The sequence below is a fragment of the Streptomyces sp. NPDC047981 genome, from assembly GCF_040653315.1.
Taxonomy (GTDB): domain Bacteria; phylum Actinomycetota; class Actinomycetes; order Streptomycetales; family Streptomycetaceae; genus Streptomyces.
In genome coordinates, this window is the sequence record NZ_JBEZNQ010000032.1 from 54151 (window position 1) to 70869 (window position 16719).

Annotated in this window: 16 protein-coding genes; 11 read left to right on the forward strand and 5 right to left on the reverse strand. The window is 71.9% G+C overall.

Translation table 11 applies throughout. The annotated features are described in order from the left end of the window. Positions 1–152 precede the first annotated feature (152 nt). The 6 genes from AB0E14_RS20505 to AB0E14_RS20530 all read left to right on the forward strand — a co-directional run bounded on the left by AB0E14_RS20505 (position 153) and on the right by AB0E14_RS20530 (position 4951). On the forward strand, positions 153–920 hold the full coding sequence (locus AB0E14_RS20505; RefSeq protein ID WP_362419644.1) for a metallophosphoesterase: 768 nt from the start codon (positions 153–155) through the stop codon (positions 918–920). A gap of 91 nt (positions 921–1011) precedes the next feature. Continuing rightward, a complete protein-coding gene (locus tag AB0E14_RS20510) occupies positions 1012–1455 on the forward strand; it encodes an SRPBCC family protein (RefSeq protein ID WP_362419647.1) in 444 nt (147 codons plus the stop codon). Positions 1456–1518: 63 nt separating this feature from the next. Then, a complete protein-coding gene (locus AB0E14_RS20515) occupies positions 1519–2637 on the forward strand; it encodes an ArsA-related P-loop ATPase (RefSeq protein WP_362419650.1) in 1119 nt (372 codons plus the stop codon). A 41-nt stretch (positions 2638–2678) separates the two neighbouring features. Continuing rightward, on the forward strand, positions 2679–3122 hold the full coding sequence (locus AB0E14_RS20520) for a DUF5304 domain-containing protein (protein WP_362419653.1): 444 nt from the start codon (positions 2679–2681) through the stop codon (positions 3120–3122). A gap of 66 nt (positions 3123–3188) precedes the next feature. After that, a complete protein-coding gene (locus AB0E14_RS20525; RefSeq protein ID WP_362419656.1) occupies positions 3189–4130 on the forward strand; it encodes an ROK family glucokinase in 942 nt (313 codons plus the stop codon). 77 nt (positions 4131–4207) lie between these two features. After that, positions 4208–4951, forward strand: coding sequence for an endonuclease/exonuclease/phosphatase family protein (locus AB0E14_RS20530; protein WP_362419659.1), 744 nt, complete (start codon positions 4208–4210; stop codon positions 4949–4951). Positions 4952–4981: 30 nt separating this feature from the next. Here the strand turns inward: AB0E14_RS20530 and AB0E14_RS20535 are convergent, their stop codons facing one another. Next, positions 4982–5656 carry a hypothetical protein gene (locus tag AB0E14_RS20535; protein WP_362419662.1) on the reverse strand — a complete coding sequence of 225 codons (675 nt, stop codon included), beginning with the start codon at positions 5654–5656 and terminating at the stop codon, positions 4982–4984. Then, a complete protein-coding gene (locus AB0E14_RS20540) occupies positions 5649–6431 on the reverse strand; it encodes an alpha/beta fold hydrolase (RefSeq protein ID WP_362419665.1) in 783 nt (260 codons plus the stop codon). The genes AB0E14_RS20535 and AB0E14_RS20540 overlap by 8 nt, the downstream gene beginning before the upstream one ends. A gap of 222 nt (positions 6432–6653) precedes the next feature. Here AB0E14_RS20540 and AB0E14_RS20545 point away from each other — a divergent pair, with 222 nt between their 5' ends. From AB0E14_RS20545 to AB0E14_RS20565, 5 genes are all read left to right on the forward strand, one after another. Further along, positions 6654–7400 carry a lysophospholipid acyltransferase family protein gene (locus AB0E14_RS20545; protein ID WP_362419668.1) on the forward strand — a complete coding sequence of 249 codons (747 nt, stop codon included), beginning with the start codon at positions 6654–6656 and terminating at the stop codon, positions 7398–7400. 35 nt (positions 7401–7435) lie between these two features. Further along, the gene (locus tag AB0E14_RS20550) at positions 7436–8647 is read left to right on the forward strand and encodes a DUF5931 domain-containing protein (protein ID WP_362419671.1); all 1212 of its coding nucleotides are present in this window, start codon (positions 7436–7438) and stop codon (positions 8645–8647) included. Further along, on the forward strand, positions 8644–9327 hold the full coding sequence (locus tag AB0E14_RS20555; protein WP_362419674.1) for a response regulator transcription factor: 684 nt from the start codon (positions 8644–8646) through the stop codon (positions 9325–9327). The genes AB0E14_RS20550 and AB0E14_RS20555 overlap by 4 nt, the downstream gene beginning before the upstream one ends. Positions 9328–9450: 123 nt before the next feature. Continuing rightward, on the forward strand, positions 9451–10479 hold the full coding sequence (locus AB0E14_RS20560) for a 6-phosphofructokinase (RefSeq protein WP_362419677.1): 1029 nt from the start codon (positions 9451–9453) through the stop codon (positions 10477–10479). Positions 10480–10621: 142 nt separating this feature from the next. Continuing rightward, positions 10622–11620, forward strand: coding sequence for a 2-hydroxyacid dehydrogenase (locus AB0E14_RS20565; protein WP_362419680.1), 999 nt, complete (start codon positions 10622–10624; stop codon positions 11618–11620). 7 nt (positions 11621–11627) lie between these two features. Here the strand turns inward: AB0E14_RS20565 and AB0E14_RS20570 are convergent, their stop codons facing one another. The 3 genes from AB0E14_RS20570 to AB0E14_RS20580 all read right to left on the reverse strand — a co-directional run bounded on the left by AB0E14_RS20570 (position 11628) and on the right by AB0E14_RS20580 (position 16616). Beyond that, complete coding sequence (locus AB0E14_RS20570) at positions 11628–13550, reverse strand: anthranilate synthase family protein (protein ID WP_362419683.1); 1923 nt, start codon at positions 13548–13550, stop codon at positions 11628–11630. A 97-nt stretch (positions 13551–13647) separates the two neighbouring features. Next, complete coding sequence (locus AB0E14_RS20575; protein ID WP_225634270.1) at positions 13648–13704, reverse strand: trp operon leader peptide; 57 nt, start codon at positions 13702–13704, stop codon at positions 13648–13650. 95 nt (positions 13705–13799) lie between these two features. Continuing rightward, the gene (locus tag AB0E14_RS20580; protein WP_362419686.1) at positions 13800–16616 is read right to left on the reverse strand and encodes an N-acetylmuramoyl-L-alanine amidase; all 2817 of its coding nucleotides are present in this window, start codon (positions 16614–16616) and stop codon (positions 13800–13802) included. Positions 16617–16719 lie beyond the last annotated feature (103 nt).

The following is a 16719-nucleotide window of genomic DNA, read 5'->3' on the forward strand; positions in this document are numbered from 1 at the left end:
CCCGGACGTTACCCATCAGTACTGGGTTCCCGATAGGGGGTCCTGGTCAGATGTTCCGTGCGTCACACAGCTGTGGCGGTGCTTCGCGCACAGTAGTCCACAGCTTTGGGGACTCGGAAGTAACCGCAGGTCCGACGCCCTACGCTGACGGCATGAGGATCAACGTGGTGAGCGACGTGCACGGGAACAGCGGGGCCCTCGCCAAGGCGGGGCAGGGGGCCGACGCCCTGGTCTGCCTGGGTGACCTGGTGCTCTTCCTCGACTACGCCGACCACAGCCGGGGCATCTTCCCCGACCTCTTCGGTGTGGAGAACGCCGACCTCATCGTCGAACTGCGCACCGCCCGCCGCTTCGACGAGGCCCGTGACCTCGGGCGGCGCCTCTGGTCCGAGCTCGCCGTCGACCGCGACACCGCGATCGAGGGGGCGGTGCGCCGCCAGTACGAAGAGCTCTTCGCCGCCTTCCCCACGCCGACGTACGCGACCTACGGCAATGTCGACATCCCCGGGCTCTGGCCCGAGTACGCCCGCCCGGGGACCACGGTCCTGGACGGCGAGCGGGTCGAGATAGGCGGCCTGGTCTTCGGCTTCGTGGGCGGCGGACTGCGCACCCCGATGCGCACCCCGTACGAGATCTCCGACGAGGAGTACGCGGCGAAGGTCGAGGCGCTCGGCGAGGTCGACGTGCTGTGCAGCCACATCCCCCCGGACGTCCCGGAACTCACGTACGACACGGTCGCCCGCCGCTTCGAGCGCGGCAGCCGGGCCCTGCTCGACGCGATCCGGCGGACCCGGCCCCGGTACGCCCTCTTCGGCCACGTCCACCAGCCGCTGGCCCGGCGCATGCGGGTCGCGGCCACCGAGTGCGTGAACGTCGGCCACTTCGCGGCGACGGGCCGGCCGTGGACGCTGGAGTGGTGACGGGGCGCCGGTGAGGGCGCGATAGCCTTCGAGTCGGCACGTTCGTGCCGTCCTGACTTCCGCCGGACCGCACAGTGGAGGAGCCACCACGATGGCCGAACACACCAGCTCGAGCATCACCATCGAGGCGGCGCCGGCCGACGTCATGAGCGTCATCGCCGACTTCGCGCGCTACCCCGAGTGGACGGGCGAGGTGAAGGAGGCCGAGGTCCTGGAGAAGGACGAGGCCGGCCGCGCGGAGAAGGTCCGCCTGCTGCTCGACGCGGGCGCGATCAAGGACGACCACACGCTGGCGTACACCTGGACCGGCGACAACGAGGTCTCCTGGACGCTGGTCAAGTCCCAGATGCTCCGCGCCCTCGACGGCTCCTACCAGCTCGCCCCCGCGGGCGACGGCACGCGTACCGAGGTGACGTACCAGCTCACCGTCGACGTCAAGATCCCGATGCTCGGCATGATCAAGCGCAAGGCGGAGAAGGTCATCATCGACCGCGCCCTCGCGGGCCTGAAGAAGCGCGTGGAGTCGGGCGAGTAGGTCGGGCACCCGGGGACGGCGACCGTCCGTCCCCTCCCGGCCCTACCGGTAACGTTCCGCCGTATGGGGATCCTGCTAGTCACCGGGGCCGGCGGAGCCGGGCGGACGACCGTGGCCGCCGCCACCGCGCTCGCCGAGGCCCGAGCCGGGCGACGCGTCCTGCTCGTCTCGGCGGACGCCGAGCACGGCCTCGGGGTGGACGTCCTGCGCCCCACCCCCGGCGCCGACTTCCGCCGGGAGTTCCTCGCCCTGCAGGAACGCTCCGCCACCGCCCTCGACCTGCTCGGCGCCGCCCCCTTCGAGGACGCCGAACTCACCGAACTCCCCGGCAGCGCCCCCTTCGCCCTGCTCCGCGCCCTGCGCGACGCCGCCGCCCGGCCCGACCTCGACCTCGTCGTGGTCGACCTGCCACCCCTGCACGACGCCCTCGCCCTGCTCGCCCTGCCCGAGCAGCTGCGCCGCTATCTCCGCCGCCTCCTGCCGCCCGAACGGCAGGCCGCCCGCGCCCTGCGCCCCATGCTGGCCCAGCTCGCCGGTGTCCCCATGCCCGCGCAGTGGCTCTACGAGACGACCGCCCGCTGGGAGGCCGAGCTCGCCGCCGTCCAGGCCGTGGTCGACGCCCCCACCACCGCCGTACGCCTCGTCGTCGAGCCGGGCCCCGCCGCGACCGAGACCCTGCGCACCGCCCGCCTCGGCCTCGCCCTGCACGGGCTCGCCCTCGACACCGTCGTCGCCAACAAGCTGCTCCCCGCCGAGTCCCAGGACCCCTGGTTCGCCGCCCTGACCGCCCAGCAGCACGAGCACCTGGACCGGCTCCGCACCGGACACGACGGAGCCGTGCACGTCCTCCCGCACCTGGGCCGGGACCCGCGCGGCGCCGAGGACCTCGCCCTGCTCGCGGTCGACACGAAACCCGCGCCCGCGCCCGCCTGGACGGTCGAGGACCGCAGGGCCGAGGACGGCATCCTCGTCTGGCACGTCCCGCTGCCGGGCGCCGTCAAGGAGGAGCTGTCCCTCGTCCGGCGCGGTGACGAACTCCTCCTCGCCGTCGGCCCGTTCCGCCGCAGCGTGCCGCTCCCGGCCGCCCTGCGCCGCTGCACGGTCGCCGGGGCGGGGCTCGTCGACGGCGACCTCAGGGTCAGGTTCGCCCCGGACGCCGGTCTCTGGCCGAAGGCCCCCTGAGGGCGTGTACCGTCGACGGTATAAGCCTTAAGGAGTACGCCATGAGCGATTCGGACGCCTGGGCCAAGGCGTGCGCCGAGGACCTGGAGGCCGAGAGGGCCCGCCGCCGTGCCGCCGGCGGGGAGCCCGGCTCGGCCGCCGACGAGTTCCGCAAGCTCTTCGACGCCGTCGCCGACAAGTTCTCCACCCTGCGCGGCCCGCTCGCGGGCATGGCCGCCCAGGGCACCGTGCAGCAGTTCGTCAACCAGGCGAAGGCCGCCGTCGAGCCGATCATCGAGCGCAACCCGCAGGTCTTCGACCACCTCGCGGCCGCCGGGAACGAACTGCTCGCCGCCTACCGCTCGGCGGTCGAGGGCCACGAGACCCGCTGGACCCGTGACGAGCCGAACGACCCGCGAGGCGAACGGAGCGCGCGGGACACCCCGAAGGACCCCGGGACCGAGGGCGAGGGGCCCGGACCCGGGCGCCCCATCGACCTGGACTGATCAGTTCGGTCGGCCCCCTCGGGTACGGTTGGCCCTAGCGGGGCTCGACCGAATACTGAGGGACACATGGGACTCACCATCGGCGTCGACATCGGCGGCACGAAGATCGCGGCCGGCGTGGTCGACGAGGAGGGCAACATCCTCGACACGCACAAGGTGCCCACCCCGCCGACCCCCGAAGGCATCGTCGACGCGATCTGCGCCGCTGTCTCCGAGGCCGGCAAGGGCCATCAGATCGAGGCCGTCGGCATCGGTGCCGCGGGCTACGTCGACGACAAGCGCGCCACCGTCCTCTTCGCGCCGAACATCGACTGGCGGCACGAGCCGCTGAAGGACAAGGTCGAGCAGCGGGTCGGCCTGCCGGTCGTCGTCGAGAACGACGCGAACGCGGCGGCCTGGGGCGAGTACAAGTTCGGCGCGGGCAAGGGCCACGAGGACGTCATCTGCATCACCCTCGGCACCGGCCTCGGCGGCGGCATCATCATCGGCAACAAGCTGCGCCGCGGCCGCTTCGGCGTCGCGGCCGAGTTCGGCCACATCCGGGTCGTCCCGGACGGGCTGCTGTGCGGCTGCGGCAGCCAGGGCTGCTGGGAGCAGTACGCCTCCGGCCGCGCCCTCGTCCGCTACGCCAAGCAGCGGGCCAACGCCACGCCCGAGCGCGCGGAGATCCTCCTCGGCCTCGGCGACGGCACGCCCGAGTCCATCGAGGGCAAGCACATCAGCCAGGCGGCCCGCGCGGGCGACCCGGTGGCCGTCGACTCCTTCCGCGAGCTGGCCCGCTGGGCGGGCGCCGGCCTCGCGGACCTCGCGTCGCTCTTCGACCCGTCCGCCTTCATCGTCGGCGGCGGGGTCTCCGACGAGGGCGAGCTGGTCCTCGAACCGATCCGGAAGTCCTTCCGCCGCTGGCTGATCGGCGGCCAGTGGCGTCCGCACGCCCAGGTCCTCGCCGCCCAGCTCGGCGGCAAGGCCGGTCTCGTCGGTGCGGCCGACCTGGCCCGCCAGGGGTAGGGGCCTTTCCACGGCTTGTCCACCCGCCCGTCGCGTCCCAGGGGGAAGCGGCGGGCGGGTGTCGTATGTTGCCGGGTATGGCGATCACCCCGCTGCCCAACTCCCGCACCGAGGCGGACGGTTCGGCCGTCGTCCGGGTCCTGAGCTACAACATCCGTTCGATGCGGGACGACGAGGACGCCCTCGCCCGCGTCATCACGGCCTGCGCGCCCGATCTCGTCTTCGTCCAGGAGGCGCCGCGGTTCTTCCGCTGGCGCAAACACGCGGCCCGGCTTGCGGCCAAGAGCGAACTCGTCCTGCTCAGCGGCGGCGCGACGGCCGCCGGACCGCTCCTGATGTGTTCGCTGCGGGCCACCGTCGAACGGACCGAGGACGTGCTCCTGCCGCTCACCCCCGGCCTCCACCGGCGTGGCCTCGCCACCGCCGTCGTACGGTTCGCGGGCGCCCGTGTCGGCCTGATCAGCTGCCACCTGAGCCTGCAGGGCGAGGAGCGGTACGCCCAGGCAGGGATGGTCCTCGACCGGGTGGCCGGGATGGACACCCCGCACACCCTCGTGGCCGGAGACCTCAACGAGCGCCCCGGCGGCCGGAGTTTCACCCGGCTGGCCAAGGAGCTCCAGGACGGCTGGGCGGTCAGTCCCTGGGGCGGCGAGTACACCTCGACGTCCGCCGACCCGCACCAGCGCATCGACGCGATCCTCGCGACGCAGGACGTCGAGTTCCTCGGCTGCGGCGTCCCCCAGGACCTCGACCCGGCGGACCTGCGCGCGGCCACCGACCACCTGCCGGTCCTGGCCGCCGTACGGCTCCCGGCCTCCTGAGGCGGGGAGCCGTACGGGCGGGCGCGGGGCTCACACCACCGCGCCGCGCCCCGGGTCGTCGTAGCCGTCGTCATCGTCGTCGTGCTTCATCCGGGCGATCAGCGTCGCGAAGCCGCCGAGGAAGCCGCCCACGCACACCGTCGTGAGCCACCAGGTCATGTCCCACTGGAGCAGGACGGCGAGGAGCAGCAGCACAGGGCCGCCCACCACGCCCAGCCAGGCGAACTTCGTCGTCGCGTCCGCCTCCGGCAGGGGCGGGGGCTCCGGCGGGACGAAGTGGCCCTCGCCGTCGTCCTCGTCCTTCTTCGCCCTGCCGGTCTTCTTCCCGTCGGCCGCGTCCGTCCCGTCGGGCTCGGCGTCCGGGTCCGCCAGTTCGTAGTCCCGGGGACCGCCGCCGCCCACGCCGACACCGACGCCGGGCGCGAAGACGATCGAGCTGCCGAGCGCGGGCTTCGCGGGCCCGTCCCGGTCGTCGTCCTCGTCCTCGTCGTCGGACTCGTCGTCGGACTCCTTGTCGGAGTCCTCTGCGTCCGTGTCGTCCTCGCCGTCCACCGGCTCCGGGAGCGCCAGGTCCTCCACCGACCGGAACGGCTTCGCGCCCGGAGGGTCCGCCGGCTCCTCGCCGTACCCGGCGACGATCGCGGCCCAGGCCGCCTCCTCGTCGATGGGCTGCGGGTCGCGCTCCCCGTCCTGCTGCTCAGCCACCGCTCGTGCTCCCCTTCTCCCCGACGACGTCCGGAGCGAGCCGGCCCAGGAAGGCCCAGCTCTCCTCGAAGATCCGCTCCGCGTCATGGTCCAACGTCGCCACGTGGTAGCTCTGTTCCAGCAGGATCTCCTTGACGTCCGTGGAGGAGATCCGGCTGAGCACCCGCGCCGAGTCGGCCGGCGGCACCACGTGGTCCTGCGGGCTGTGCAGCACCACCACCGGCTGCGTGACCTGCGGAAGCTCCGCGTCGACGGTCCGGAAGAACTGGCGCAGGGAGTGCGCGGCGTGCAGCGGCACCCGGTCGTAGCCGACCTCCACCGCACCCTCCTTGGCGATGTCGCTCGCGATGCCGGGCGCCGAGCGGACGAAGTGGCGGGCGACCGGCAGCGCGTGCGCGGCCAGGCCGTGCACCTTGTTGCCCGGGTTCACCAGGACCAGACCGCGCACCGCGTCCCCGTGCTTGGCCGCGAGCCGCAGCGCCAGCGCCCCGCCCATGGAGAGGCCGAAGACGAAGACCTGCTCGCAGCGGGCCAGCAGGTCGCGCAGCTCCCGGTCCACCTCCGCGTACCAGTCGTGCCAGGTGGTGAGCTGCATGTCCTCCCAGCGCGTGCCGTGCCCGGGCAGCAGAGGCACCGAGACCGTGAGACCGCGCTCGGCCAGGTACTCGGCCCAGGGGCGCATCGACTGCGGGGAACCGGTGAAACCGTGGCAGAGAAGGACGCCTACCTTGCCACCCTCGTGGCGGTACGGCTCGGCTCCAGGAATGACCGGCACCGGGGTCTCCTGTTCGGGGGTTCGGCTTCGCGGAGGGCGGGGCTTCGACGAAGCGAGGGCAAAAAGGGGAAGGCCTTCACGGTACGCGACCGGACCGACACCCGACCAGGTCCGAACCCAGGTCCGAAGCCACGAAGCTGCCCCGTCCTCGGCCGCACCGGCGCGGGCACGCGGGAAAAGGCGGGATAAGGTCTGTCCGACGGCACACGGAAGGTACTCGAGTTGATCTACGGCGCAATGAAGTTCTCCCTCGGCGGCTCCCTGAAGCTCGCCTTCAGGCCGTGGGTGGAGGGCCTCGAGAACATTCCCGCCGAGGGGCCGGCGATCCTCGCGAGCAACCACCTGTCCTTCTCGGACTCCTTCTTCCTGCCCGCCGTGCTCGACCGCAAGGTCACCTTCATCGCCAAGGCCGAGTACTTCACCTCGCCCGGTGTGAAGGGCAAGCTCACGGCCGCCTTCTTCAAGGGCGTCGGCCAGCTCCCCGTGGACCGCTCCGGCGCCCGGGGCGCGGGCGAGGCGGCGATCAAGGCCGGCATCGAGGTCATCGAGAAGGGCGGGCTCTTCGGGATCTACCCCGAGGGCACCCGCTCGCCCGACGGCCGGCTCTACCGGGGCAAGCCCGGCGGCCTCGCGCGCGTGGCCCTGGCCACCGGCGCGCCCGTGATCCCGGTCGCCATGATCGACACCGAGAAGATCCAGCCGCCCGGCAAGGTCGTCCCCAAGCTGATGCGCCCGGGCATCAGGATCGGCGCGCCGCTCGACTTCACCCGCTACCAGGGCATGGAGGGGGACCGCTTCATCCTGCGCTCGGTGACCGACGAGGTCATGTACGAGATCATGAAGCTGTCCGGCCAGGAGTACGTCGACATCTACGCGACGGCCGCCAAGCGCCAGATCGCGGAGGCCGAGAAGGCCGCCAAGGAGGCCGTGAAGGCCGAGATCGCGGCACGGGAAGAGTCCGGCGCCTGACCCCTGCCGGGGGAGGTGCACGGGGGGTGGGGGAGATGGCCAAGCGCGAGCGTGTCGTGCGGATGTCGGTCGAGCAGCCGCTGTGGCGCGCGCTCATGGCGTACCGCATCGGAACGATGATCTACGCCGTTCTGATCTTCGTCTTCGCCAGGGATCGTTACGAGCGGCCCTGGGTGGCCGTCGCCTTCCTCGCCGTCATGTGCGTGTGGACGCTGGCCACCCTGCCCAAGGTGGCGAACGCGGCCAGCTGCACCAAACGCTTCCTGATCGCCGATCTCGCCGTCGCCCTGACCGGCATCCTGCTCACCCCGCTCGCGGACCAGCACGCCCAGTCGGTCGACGGGCCCACGCTGCCGACGATATGGACCGCCGGAGCCGTCCTCGCGTACGCGATCAAGGGCGGCTGGCGCTGGGCCGGGTTCGCCTCCTCGCTGGTCGCCGTCGCCAACATCGTCGAACGCGGCCACCCCACCCGGGACACCCTCCACAACGTCCTGCTCGTCTGGGTCGCGTCGATCGCCATCGGTTACGTCGTCGAGGTCGCCCGCGCCTCCGAGCGCACCCTCGCCCGGGCCCTGGAGATCGAGGCCGCGACCAGGGAGCGGGAGCGCCTCGCCCGGGACATCCACGACAGCGTCCTGCAGGTCCTCGCGATGGTGCAGCGGCGCGGCACCGCACTGGGCGGCGAGGCCGCCGAGCTGGGCCGGATGGCCGGGGAGCAGGAGGTCGCGCTGCGCACCCTGGTCGCCGGCGGTCTCGTCCGGCCGTCGCACGTCTCCGAGGACGAGTCGGAGGGGGCGGTGGTCCGGATCGTCGAGGAGCCGGACGACGACGCGCCCGTCGACCTGCGCGCCCTGCTCGCGCCGCGTGCCGGGGCGCGGATCACGCTCGCGGACCCGGGCGCCCCGGTGCTGCTGCCGCCGGCCGCAGCGCGTGAGCTGTCCTCCGCCGTCGGCGCGGCCCTGGACAACGTCCGGGTGCACGCGGGCGAAGGGGCCCAGGCGTGGATCCTGGTCGAGGACTGGCCGGACGAGGTGATCGTGACGGTGCGGGACGACGGCCCGGGCATCCCGGAGGGACGGCTCGCGCAGGCCGAGGGCGAGGGGCGGATGGGGGTCGCCCTCTCCATCCGCGGCAGACTGCGCGACCTGGGCGGCACGGCCGAGCTGATCTCGGTACCGGGCCAGGGCACGGAAGTGGAACTGAAGGTCCCGAGGGACACACGGGGGAAGGCGGGAGCGCGATGAGCGACGAGCGGATCGAGAACCGGATCAAGGTGATGGTCGTGGACGACCATCCGATGTGGCGGGACGCGGTCGCCCGTGACCTCGCCGAGGCGGGCTTCGACGTGGTGGCGACCGCGGGCGACGGCGAGCAGGCCGTCCGCCGCGCGGGCGCGGCGGGCCCGGACGTCCTGGTCCTCGACCTCAACCTGCCCCTGAAGCCGGGTGTCCAGGTCTGCAAGGAGCTGGTCGGCGCCAACCCCGCGCTGCGGGTCCTGGTGCTCTCCGCGAGCGGTGAGCACGCGGACGTCCTGGAGGCGGTCAAGTCCGGCGCCACCGGCTATCTGCTGAAGTCGGCCAGTACGGCCGAGCTGATCGACGCGGTGCGCCGCACGGCCGTCGGGGACCCCGTGTTCACGCCCGGCCTGGCCGGACTGGTCCTCGGCGAGTACCGCCGGCTCGCCTCCGAGCCGCTCCCGGCCGCCGGCGCCGACGAGCCCAAGGCGCCCCAGCTGACCGAGCGCGAGACCGAGGTGCTGCGGCTCGTGGCGAAGGGGCTGAGCTACAAGCAGATCGCCGAGCGCCTGGTCATCTCGCACCGGACCGTGCAGAACCATGTGCAGAACACCCTCGGCAAGCTCCAGCTGCACAACCGGGTGGAGCTCGTCCGGTACGCCATCGAGCGCGGTCTCGACGACGCCTGAGACCGGACGCCTGAGACCATCCGGGTGGCGCCCGACAATTCACTCCCCATGCCGTGTCGGAGTGACCCGCGTCACTACTAGCGTGGGTCGTAACCCCGTCCGCCACGGCGAAGGAGAGGCTCCATGCGCGTCGGCGTACTGACCGGAGGCGGCGACTGCCCCGGTCTCAACGCGGTCATCCGCGCCATCGTCCGCAAGGGCGTCCAGGAGTACGGCTACGAGTTCACCGGGTTCCGCGACGGCTGGCGCGGGCCGCTGGAGGGCATCGCCGTTCCCCTCGGCATCCCGGCCGTCCGCGGCATCCTGCCGCGCGGCGGCACGATCCTCGGCTCCTCCCGCACCAATCCGTTCACCGCCGACAACGGCGTCCGGCGGATCAAGGAGAACCTGGCGAAGTTCGAGATCGACGCGCTGATCGCGATCGGCGGCGAGGACACCCTCGGTGTCGCCGCCCGGCTGGTCGACGAGCACGGCGTCCGCTGCGTGGGCGTCCCCAAGACCATCGACAACGACCTCTCCGCCACCGACTACACCTTCGGCTTCGACACGGCCGTCGGCATCGCGACCGAGGCCATCGACCGGCTGCACACCACCGCCGAGTCCCACATGCGGGTGCTGGTGGTGGAGGTGATGGGCCGCCACGCGGGCTGGATCGCCCTGCACTCCGGTCTCGCGGGCGGCGCCAACGTCATCCTCATCCCCGAGCAGCGCTTCGACCTCGACCAGGTCTGTGCCTGGGTCCACTCCCGGTTCAAGGCGACGTACGCCCCGATAGTGGTCGTCGCCGAGGGGGCGATGCCCAAGGACGGGGACATGGTCCTCAAGGACGGCACCCTCGACTCGTACGGACACGTGCGGCTCTCGGGCGTGGGCGAGTGGCTCGCCAAGGAGATCGAGCGACGGACCGGCAAGGAGGCCAGGACCACGGTCCTCGGTCATGTGCAGCGCGGCGGTACGCCCAGCGCCTTCGACCGCTGGCTCGCCACCCGCTTCGGGCTGCACGCCATCGACGCCGTGCGGGACGGCGACTGGGGGCGGATGGTCGCGCTGCGCGGCACCGACATCGTGCGCGTCCCGATCTCGGAGGCCACCGCCCGGCTCAAGACGGTCGATCCGGCGCTCTACGCGGAGGTGGGCGTCTTCTTCGGCTGACGGCTGACGGCTGACGGCTGACCGCTGGCGGCCGACCGCTGACGGCCGACCGTCGGTGGCCGTACGGTCACGCGGACCGCTCCCGGGGACCGTATATTCGCCGGTACCAGACAATTCCGGCAAACCCCCCGGGAGGGGATCCGTGGACATCCTGGCATTCGGCGTGCAGGCCGACGAGAAGCCGCTGATCGAGAAGGCCTTCGCGGGACACCACGACGTCCGGTGTCTGGACTTCTTCCTCAGCGAGGACACCGCCGCCGTCGCGAGCGGCTACGAGGCCATCTCCACCAGCGTCAACGCCGACCTCGGAGCCAGGGTCCTGCGGACCCTCGCCGCCGGCGGGACGAAGCTGATCGCCCAGCGCTCCACCGGCTTCAACAACATCGACCTCGACGTGGCCGCGCGGCTCGGCCTCACCGTCGCCCGGGTCTCGTACTACTCGCCCTACTCCGTCGCCGAGTTCGCGTGGACCCTCGCGATGGCCGTCAACCGGCGGATCGTCCGCGCCTCCAACCGGACCCGCGACTTCGACTTCCGGCTCGACGGGCTGATGGGCCGCGACCTGCGCGGCCGTACGGTCGGCGTCCTCGGCACCGGAAAGATCGGCGAGGCCTTCACCCGCATCGCCCACGGCTTCGGCATGAACCTCCTCGGCTGGGACGTCGTCGAGAACCCCGCCTGCGTCGAACTCGGCATGAAGTACGTCGAGAAGGAGCAGCTCCTCGCCGAGTCCGACCTGGTCAGCCTGCATGTCCCGCTGCTCCCGGCGACCTCGCGCATCATCGACGCGGCCGCCCTGCGGACGATGAAGGACGACGCCATCCTGGTGAACTCCAGCCGGGGCGGCCTCATCGACACCGAGGCCCTGGTCGGTGAACTGCGCGCGGGCCGCTTCACCGGTGTCGGCCTCGACGTGTACGAGGCGGAGGCGGGGCTCTTCTTCCGCGACAAGTCCCTGGAGGTCGTCGAGGACGACACCCTGGCCCGCCTGGTGACGTTCCCGAACGTGGTCGTCACCTCGCACCAGGCGTACTACACCGTGGACGCGGTCACCCAGATCGTGGACACGACCGTCCAGAACGTCCTCGACTACGCGGCGGGCCGTCGCAGCGAGAACGTCCTGGTCCCGGCCGCCCCCTAGGCGCCGGTCAGACGAGCACGCCGGCGAGCAGGGAGGCGGTCAGCGCGGCGCCCTCCATCGTCAGGACCGACTCCGGGTGGAACTGCACGCCCGCGAAGCCCGGCCCGCGCAGCGCGTGGACCTCGTCGGTCTCCTCGTCCCGGCTCACCTCGATCCGGTGCAGCGCCAGCTCGGTGGCGGTCCGCTCGTCGCAGCGGGCGGTGAAGCTGTTGTAGAAGCCGACCGTCCGCTCCTGCCCGAAGAGGTCGATCCGCACCTGCGCCCCCTGGAACGGGGTTCGCTTGCGGACGATCTCCAGGCCCAGTTCGGCGGCGATCAGCTCATGGCCGAGGCAGACCCCGAGAAGGCAGGGGCGGCCCGAAGGGCCTCGATGAGGGGTGGTGGTCGGGCGACGGGCGGGCCCGTGCCGGTGGTCCCGTACGAGATCGGCGGTCAGCGCGCGCAGGAAACGCATCTTCGGGTCGGCCGCGTCGCCCGGGTCGCCCGGCCCCGGGCCGAGCACCACCGGGCCGTCGTGGGCGAGCGCGAGATCCCGCAGCCCCGGCTCGTCGTAGCGGACGACGGAGACCTCCAGGCCCGAGGAGCGCAGCAGGTGCGCGAGCATCGCCGTGAAGGTGTCCTCGGCGTCGATCACCAGCGCGTGGCCGGTCAACTCGGCGGACCTGACCTGCATCCGCAGCCAGAACGGCGCCAGGTCGGCCCGCCGGGCGTCAAGGGCGGCCCGCACCCGGGGATCGTCCGCGAGCCGCGCCGCCGCCGGTGCCTCGTCCCGCGGCCGCCCCTCCCGCACGCCCAGCGCCGCGAGCACCCCGGCCGCCTTGGCGTGCGTCTCGGCGACCTCGCCGACGGGGTCGGAGTGCCGGACGAGCGTGGCGCCGACCGGCACGCGCAGGGCCCCGTCGCGGGAGATGTCGGCGGTCCGGATGAGGATGGGCGAGTCCAGGGTCTGCAGGCCGTTCTCGTCGGTGCCGAGCAGGGCCAGGGCGCCCGCGTAGTAGCCCCGGCCGCCGGCCTCGTGCCGCTCGATGACCCGGCAGGCGTTCTGCACCGGCGAACCCGTGACCGTCGCCGCGAACATCGTCTCCCGCAGCACCTCCCGCACGTCGAGGGAGGACCGGCCGCGCAGCTCGTACTCGGTGTGCGCGAGGTGCGCCATCTCCTTGAGCCGGGGCCCGATCACCACCCCGCCCATGTCGCCGACCGTGCACATCATCTTCAGCTCCTCGTCGACCACCATGGAGAGCTCCTCGGTCTCCTTGCGGTCCGCCAGGAAGGCCAGCAGGTCCTCGGGGGTCGGCGCGGCCCCGGCCGGGTAGCGGTACGTGCCGCTGATCGGGTTCATGACGACCGTCCCGCCGGCCATCCGCACATGCACCTCCGGGCTCGCGCCGACCAGGGTCCGCTCGCCGGTGTGGACGACGAAGGTCCAGTACGCGCCGCGCTCGCCCGCGAGCAGCCGCCGGAACAGCGCGAGCGCGTCGGCGCGCCCGAAGCTGGGGATCTCCCCGGTGTACGTCCGCCGGATGACGAAGTTGGCGCCCTCGCCCGCGCCGATCTCCTCCTCGATCACCCGCCGCACGGTCTCGGCGTACGCCTCGTCCGACACGTCGAACCCGCCGCCCTCGACCCGTACGGCATGCGTCGGCAGCTGGGCGAGCGCGTCGGCGAGCGACAGCTCGTGGGTCTCCTCGGCGACCAGCACGGAGAGCGGGGTGCCGTCGTCGCGGACGTCGAACCCGCGCTCACGGATCTGCCGGAAGGGCACGAGGGCGAGGGTCGGCTGCGCGCCGACGGGCAGCTCGGCCAGGCGCTCGGCCTCGTGGACCGCGCCGATCAGCACCTCGACGGTGTCGTGGTCACGGCCGGGGGTGCGCCTGCGGAGCAGGGCGAAGGGAGGGCAGGAGTCGTCGAGGAGACGGGAGAGGTCCATGGAGGTTCCTTCCGGTGCTGCGGAGAGGAACGGCCCTGGTGACGCAGAAGGCCGCCCTCTCGGGCGGCCTTCGCGTGTGGTGTGGGGGTACGCGCAGTCAGTGGGCCGCCGGAGGAGCGGTCCACCACCAGTTCTGGGTCGAGTGCGCGAACATGCCAGCACTGTAACCCAGCCGGGTCGCGCGAAGGGGCCCGGTTCACACCGTGGACGGTGCGAGCCGGGCCCCAGGGGGTGACGCCGACCTGTGGATCAGAAGATCAGGTTGTAGATCTGCCAGCCGCCGCCGACCTTGACGCGGGGAGCGTACGGAGCGGTCGCGCTGCCCGTGCCCTTGTAGTACCAGAGGGCTCCGGTGGTGTCGCGGGCGACGAGGTCGACCCTGCCGTCGCCGTTCAGGTCGCTCGGTCCGACGAGCGAGTTGTAGGCCTGCCAGCCGGCGCCGACCTTGACGCGCGGGGCGAAGGGGGCGGTGGCGCTGCCCGTGCCCTTGTAGTACCAGAGGACGCCCGAGGCGTCGCGGGCTATCAGGTCCGCCTTGCCATCGGCGTTCAGGTCACCGGTGGAGACGAGCTCGTTGTACGCCTGCCAGCCGGCACCGACCTTGGTGCGCGCGGCGAACGGCACGGCCGGGTTGCCGGTGCCCTTGTAGAACCACAGCACGCCGGACTTCTCGCGGGCGATCAGATCCGGGACGGCGTCGCCGCTCAGGTCGCGGGTACCGACGATCCTGTCGTACACACCCCAGCCGGCCCCGGTCTTCAGCCGGGCCTTGAACGGCGCGGACGGGTTGCCGGTGCCCTGGTAGTACCAGAGGACCCCGGTCGTGTCCCGCGCGACCATGTCCCCCGTACCGTCCGCGCGCAGCGCGGTCATCGGGGTGATGGCGTTGAACATGTTCCAGCCCGCGCCGACGCGGTACCGGGTGAGGAACGGCGCCGTGGCGCTGCCGCTGCCCTGGTACTGCCAGAGGACGCCGGAGGTGTCACGGGCGAGCAGGTTGTAGCGGGTGTTCGTCGCGACGGGCGTGGCCGCCGAGACGACCTGGACGTCCTTGGACTGCACCCACGCGATGCGGTGGTTGTAGTGGATCGGGATGAACTTCGTCGTCCCCTGGACCCGGGTTCCGTCGGTGTTGTACGCGCTGGAGTAGTAGTCACCGGCGACCTCGGCGCCCGCGGCGATGTACGCCTGGCCCGCCGGGATCGTGTACTTGGTCAGCGGGTCGGAGTTCTTGTCCTGGACGCTCACGCCCGTTCCCGTGTACGCCGCGGCCTCCGGGTACGCGCGACCGTAGACCTTGACCGCGGTCGTGCCCACGGGCTTCACCACGGTCTTCGCGGTGTTCACCAGCGAGGTGTACTGACCGCCGGGGTTGCGGAACCACGCCTTCTGCCCGCCGTACCAGATGGCGGTCCAGTCGGTGCGGACGTCGGCGACGACGTACTGGCTGCCGGCGACGACCTTGTTGCCCCAGTTGTCGCCGCTGTTCCACACGACGCCCGGGATGTACGGGTCCTTGATCACCTTGGCCGAGTCGGCGACGGGCTCGGAGTAGAGGTACCCGAAGTTCGCCGGCTGGGCCGGAGCGGTCTTGCGGACGACGGTGCCGTCGACGCTCTCCGTGTACGAGAGCGAGGGCTGGTTCGCCGAGGTGAACGGCGGCACCACGCGGACCGTCTGTCCGGCCTTCAGCAGGCCGCCCGCGCCTTCGGCGCCGGTCGGGACGCCGATCTTGGCCATGAAGCGGTTCCAGTCCCAGAACGGGCCCGGGTCCCAGTGGACGCCCGCCGCCTTGGTGTCGAGCACACCGGGGACCTCGTCGTGGCCGATGATGTGCTCGCGGGTCAGCGGGACGTTGTACTTCGCCGCCAGGTACTTCACCATCGCCGCGGTGGTGTCGTACTGCGACTCCTTGTACCAGCCGCCGCCGCCCTTGATGGCGTAGCCCTCGTGCTCGATGCCGATCGAGTGCATGTTGACGGTCTTGTTGCCGGCGTGGAACGCCTCGTTCTTGGTCTCGACCATCTGCGTGACGCGACCGTCGTAGCGCACGATGTAGTGGGCGCTGGCCCACCGGTTCGGGTCCTTGAACACGGCCACGGCGCCGTCGTGGGTGCCCTCGACGTCGTGGATGACGATCTGGCGGATGTCGAAGCCGCCGGTGCCGTACGGGACGCGGCTGGCGATGTTGTAGTTGCCCAGGTCCTGGGCGTAGGCCGCCGAGTTGTACGAGCACGCCAGGCCGGTGGGGCACTCGGCGGTCGCCGCCGTGGCCGCGGACGTCGCGGCCAGCGGGACGTTCGACGGCTTGACCGGCTCGACCGTCGGGTCGGCCGGCAGGACGACCTGCTCGCCGTCCGTGGTGATCTCGGCCTCGCCCGTCTTGATCGACTCGAAGACGCGCTCGGCGAACTGGTCGGCGCCCTTGCGGTCCTCGGACTGGCTGAAGCGGGCCACCGCCGGATACCAGTCGCCCGGCTTGTCCGACAGCTCCGCGCCGGCCTGCTTCTGGTACTCGGCGAGCAGCGCCGCGCCGGCCCGGATGGAGGCGCCGGTGTCCTTCTGTACGGTCTCGGCCGAGCTGTCGATCAGCTCCGCCGCCTTGTCCAGGGTGTGCAGCTTCGGGTCGTCGGTGTCGACGTCCCCCTTCGGCAGCGGCGCCAGCAGCTTCTTCTTGTCGACCTTCTTGTCGACCGCCGGGTCGCCGGTACCGTTCACGAGGTGCTCGACGTGCTCGTCGGCGTCCTCGACGTCCTCGGGGTCGACCTTGGTCAGGCCCATGACGTTGTAGTCGCCGGTGACGCTGGGCTGCCCGTCGTGCGACTCCCACCGCGTCTGCCGGTACGACACCGCCATCAGCACGCTCTTCGGAACGTCGAACTCCTCCGCGGCCGCCGCGAACTGCGACTGCAGCGACGCGTCCGCGCCCGCCTTGCCGTCCGAGGAGCCGAGGATGCCCGGAGACGCCACGGCGATCGTGCCGATCGTGGCGGTGGCGACGACGGCCGCCGCCGCTCCGTACAGAAGTCGTTTCTTCTTGCGGTCCCTGCGGTGCCCTTGGCTCACGCCCACCCCTGTGAAGTATTTAGGCCTCAGATGTTTAAACGCGCGTGAGGGTAACACCACCCGAAGGGGTGACGATCACCATCGGACATAGCGGACGCGTGTC

What these genes read in the sequence shown, in the direction of transcription:
- AB0E14_RS20570 (WP_362419683.1), bottom strand. Translation starts at nt 13,550, where the DNA reads ATGGACCTCTCCCGTCTCCTCGACGACTCCTGCCCTCCCTTCGCCCTG.
- AB0E14_RS20515 (WP_362419650.1), top strand. Translation starts at nt 1,519, where the DNA reads ATGGGGATCCTGCTAGTCACCGGGGCCGGCGGAGCCGGGCGGACGACC.
- AB0E14_RS20555 (WP_362419674.1), top strand. Translation starts at nt 8,644, where the DNA reads ATGAGCGACGAGCGGATCGAGAACCGGATCAAGGTGATGGTCGTGGAC.
- AB0E14_RS20520 (WP_362419653.1), top strand. Translation starts at nt 2,679, where the DNA reads ATGAGCGATTCGGACGCCTGGGCCAAGGCGTGCGCCGAGGACCTGGAG.
- AB0E14_RS20550 (WP_362419671.1), top strand. Translation starts at nt 7,436, where the DNA reads ATGGCCAAGCGCGAGCGTGTCGTGCGGATGTCGGTCGAGCAGCCGCTG.
- AB0E14_RS20530 (WP_362419659.1), top strand. Translation starts at nt 4,208, where the DNA reads ATGGCGATCACCCCGCTGCCCAACTCCCGCACCGAGGCGGACGGTTCG.
- AB0E14_RS20505 (WP_362419644.1), top strand. Translation starts at nt 153, where the DNA reads ATGAGGATCAACGTGGTGAGCGACGTGCACGGGAACAGCGGGGCCCTC.
- AB0E14_RS20510 (WP_362419647.1), top strand. Translation starts at nt 1,012, where the DNA reads ATGGCCGAACACACCAGCTCGAGCATCACCATCGAGGCGGCGCCGGCC.
- AB0E14_RS20560 (WP_362419677.1), top strand. Translation starts at nt 9,451, where the DNA reads ATGCGCGTCGGCGTACTGACCGGAGGCGGCGACTGCCCCGGTCTCAAC.
- AB0E14_RS20525 (WP_362419656.1), top strand. Translation starts at nt 3,189, where the DNA reads ATGGGACTCACCATCGGCGTCGACATCGGCGGCACGAAGATCGCGGCC.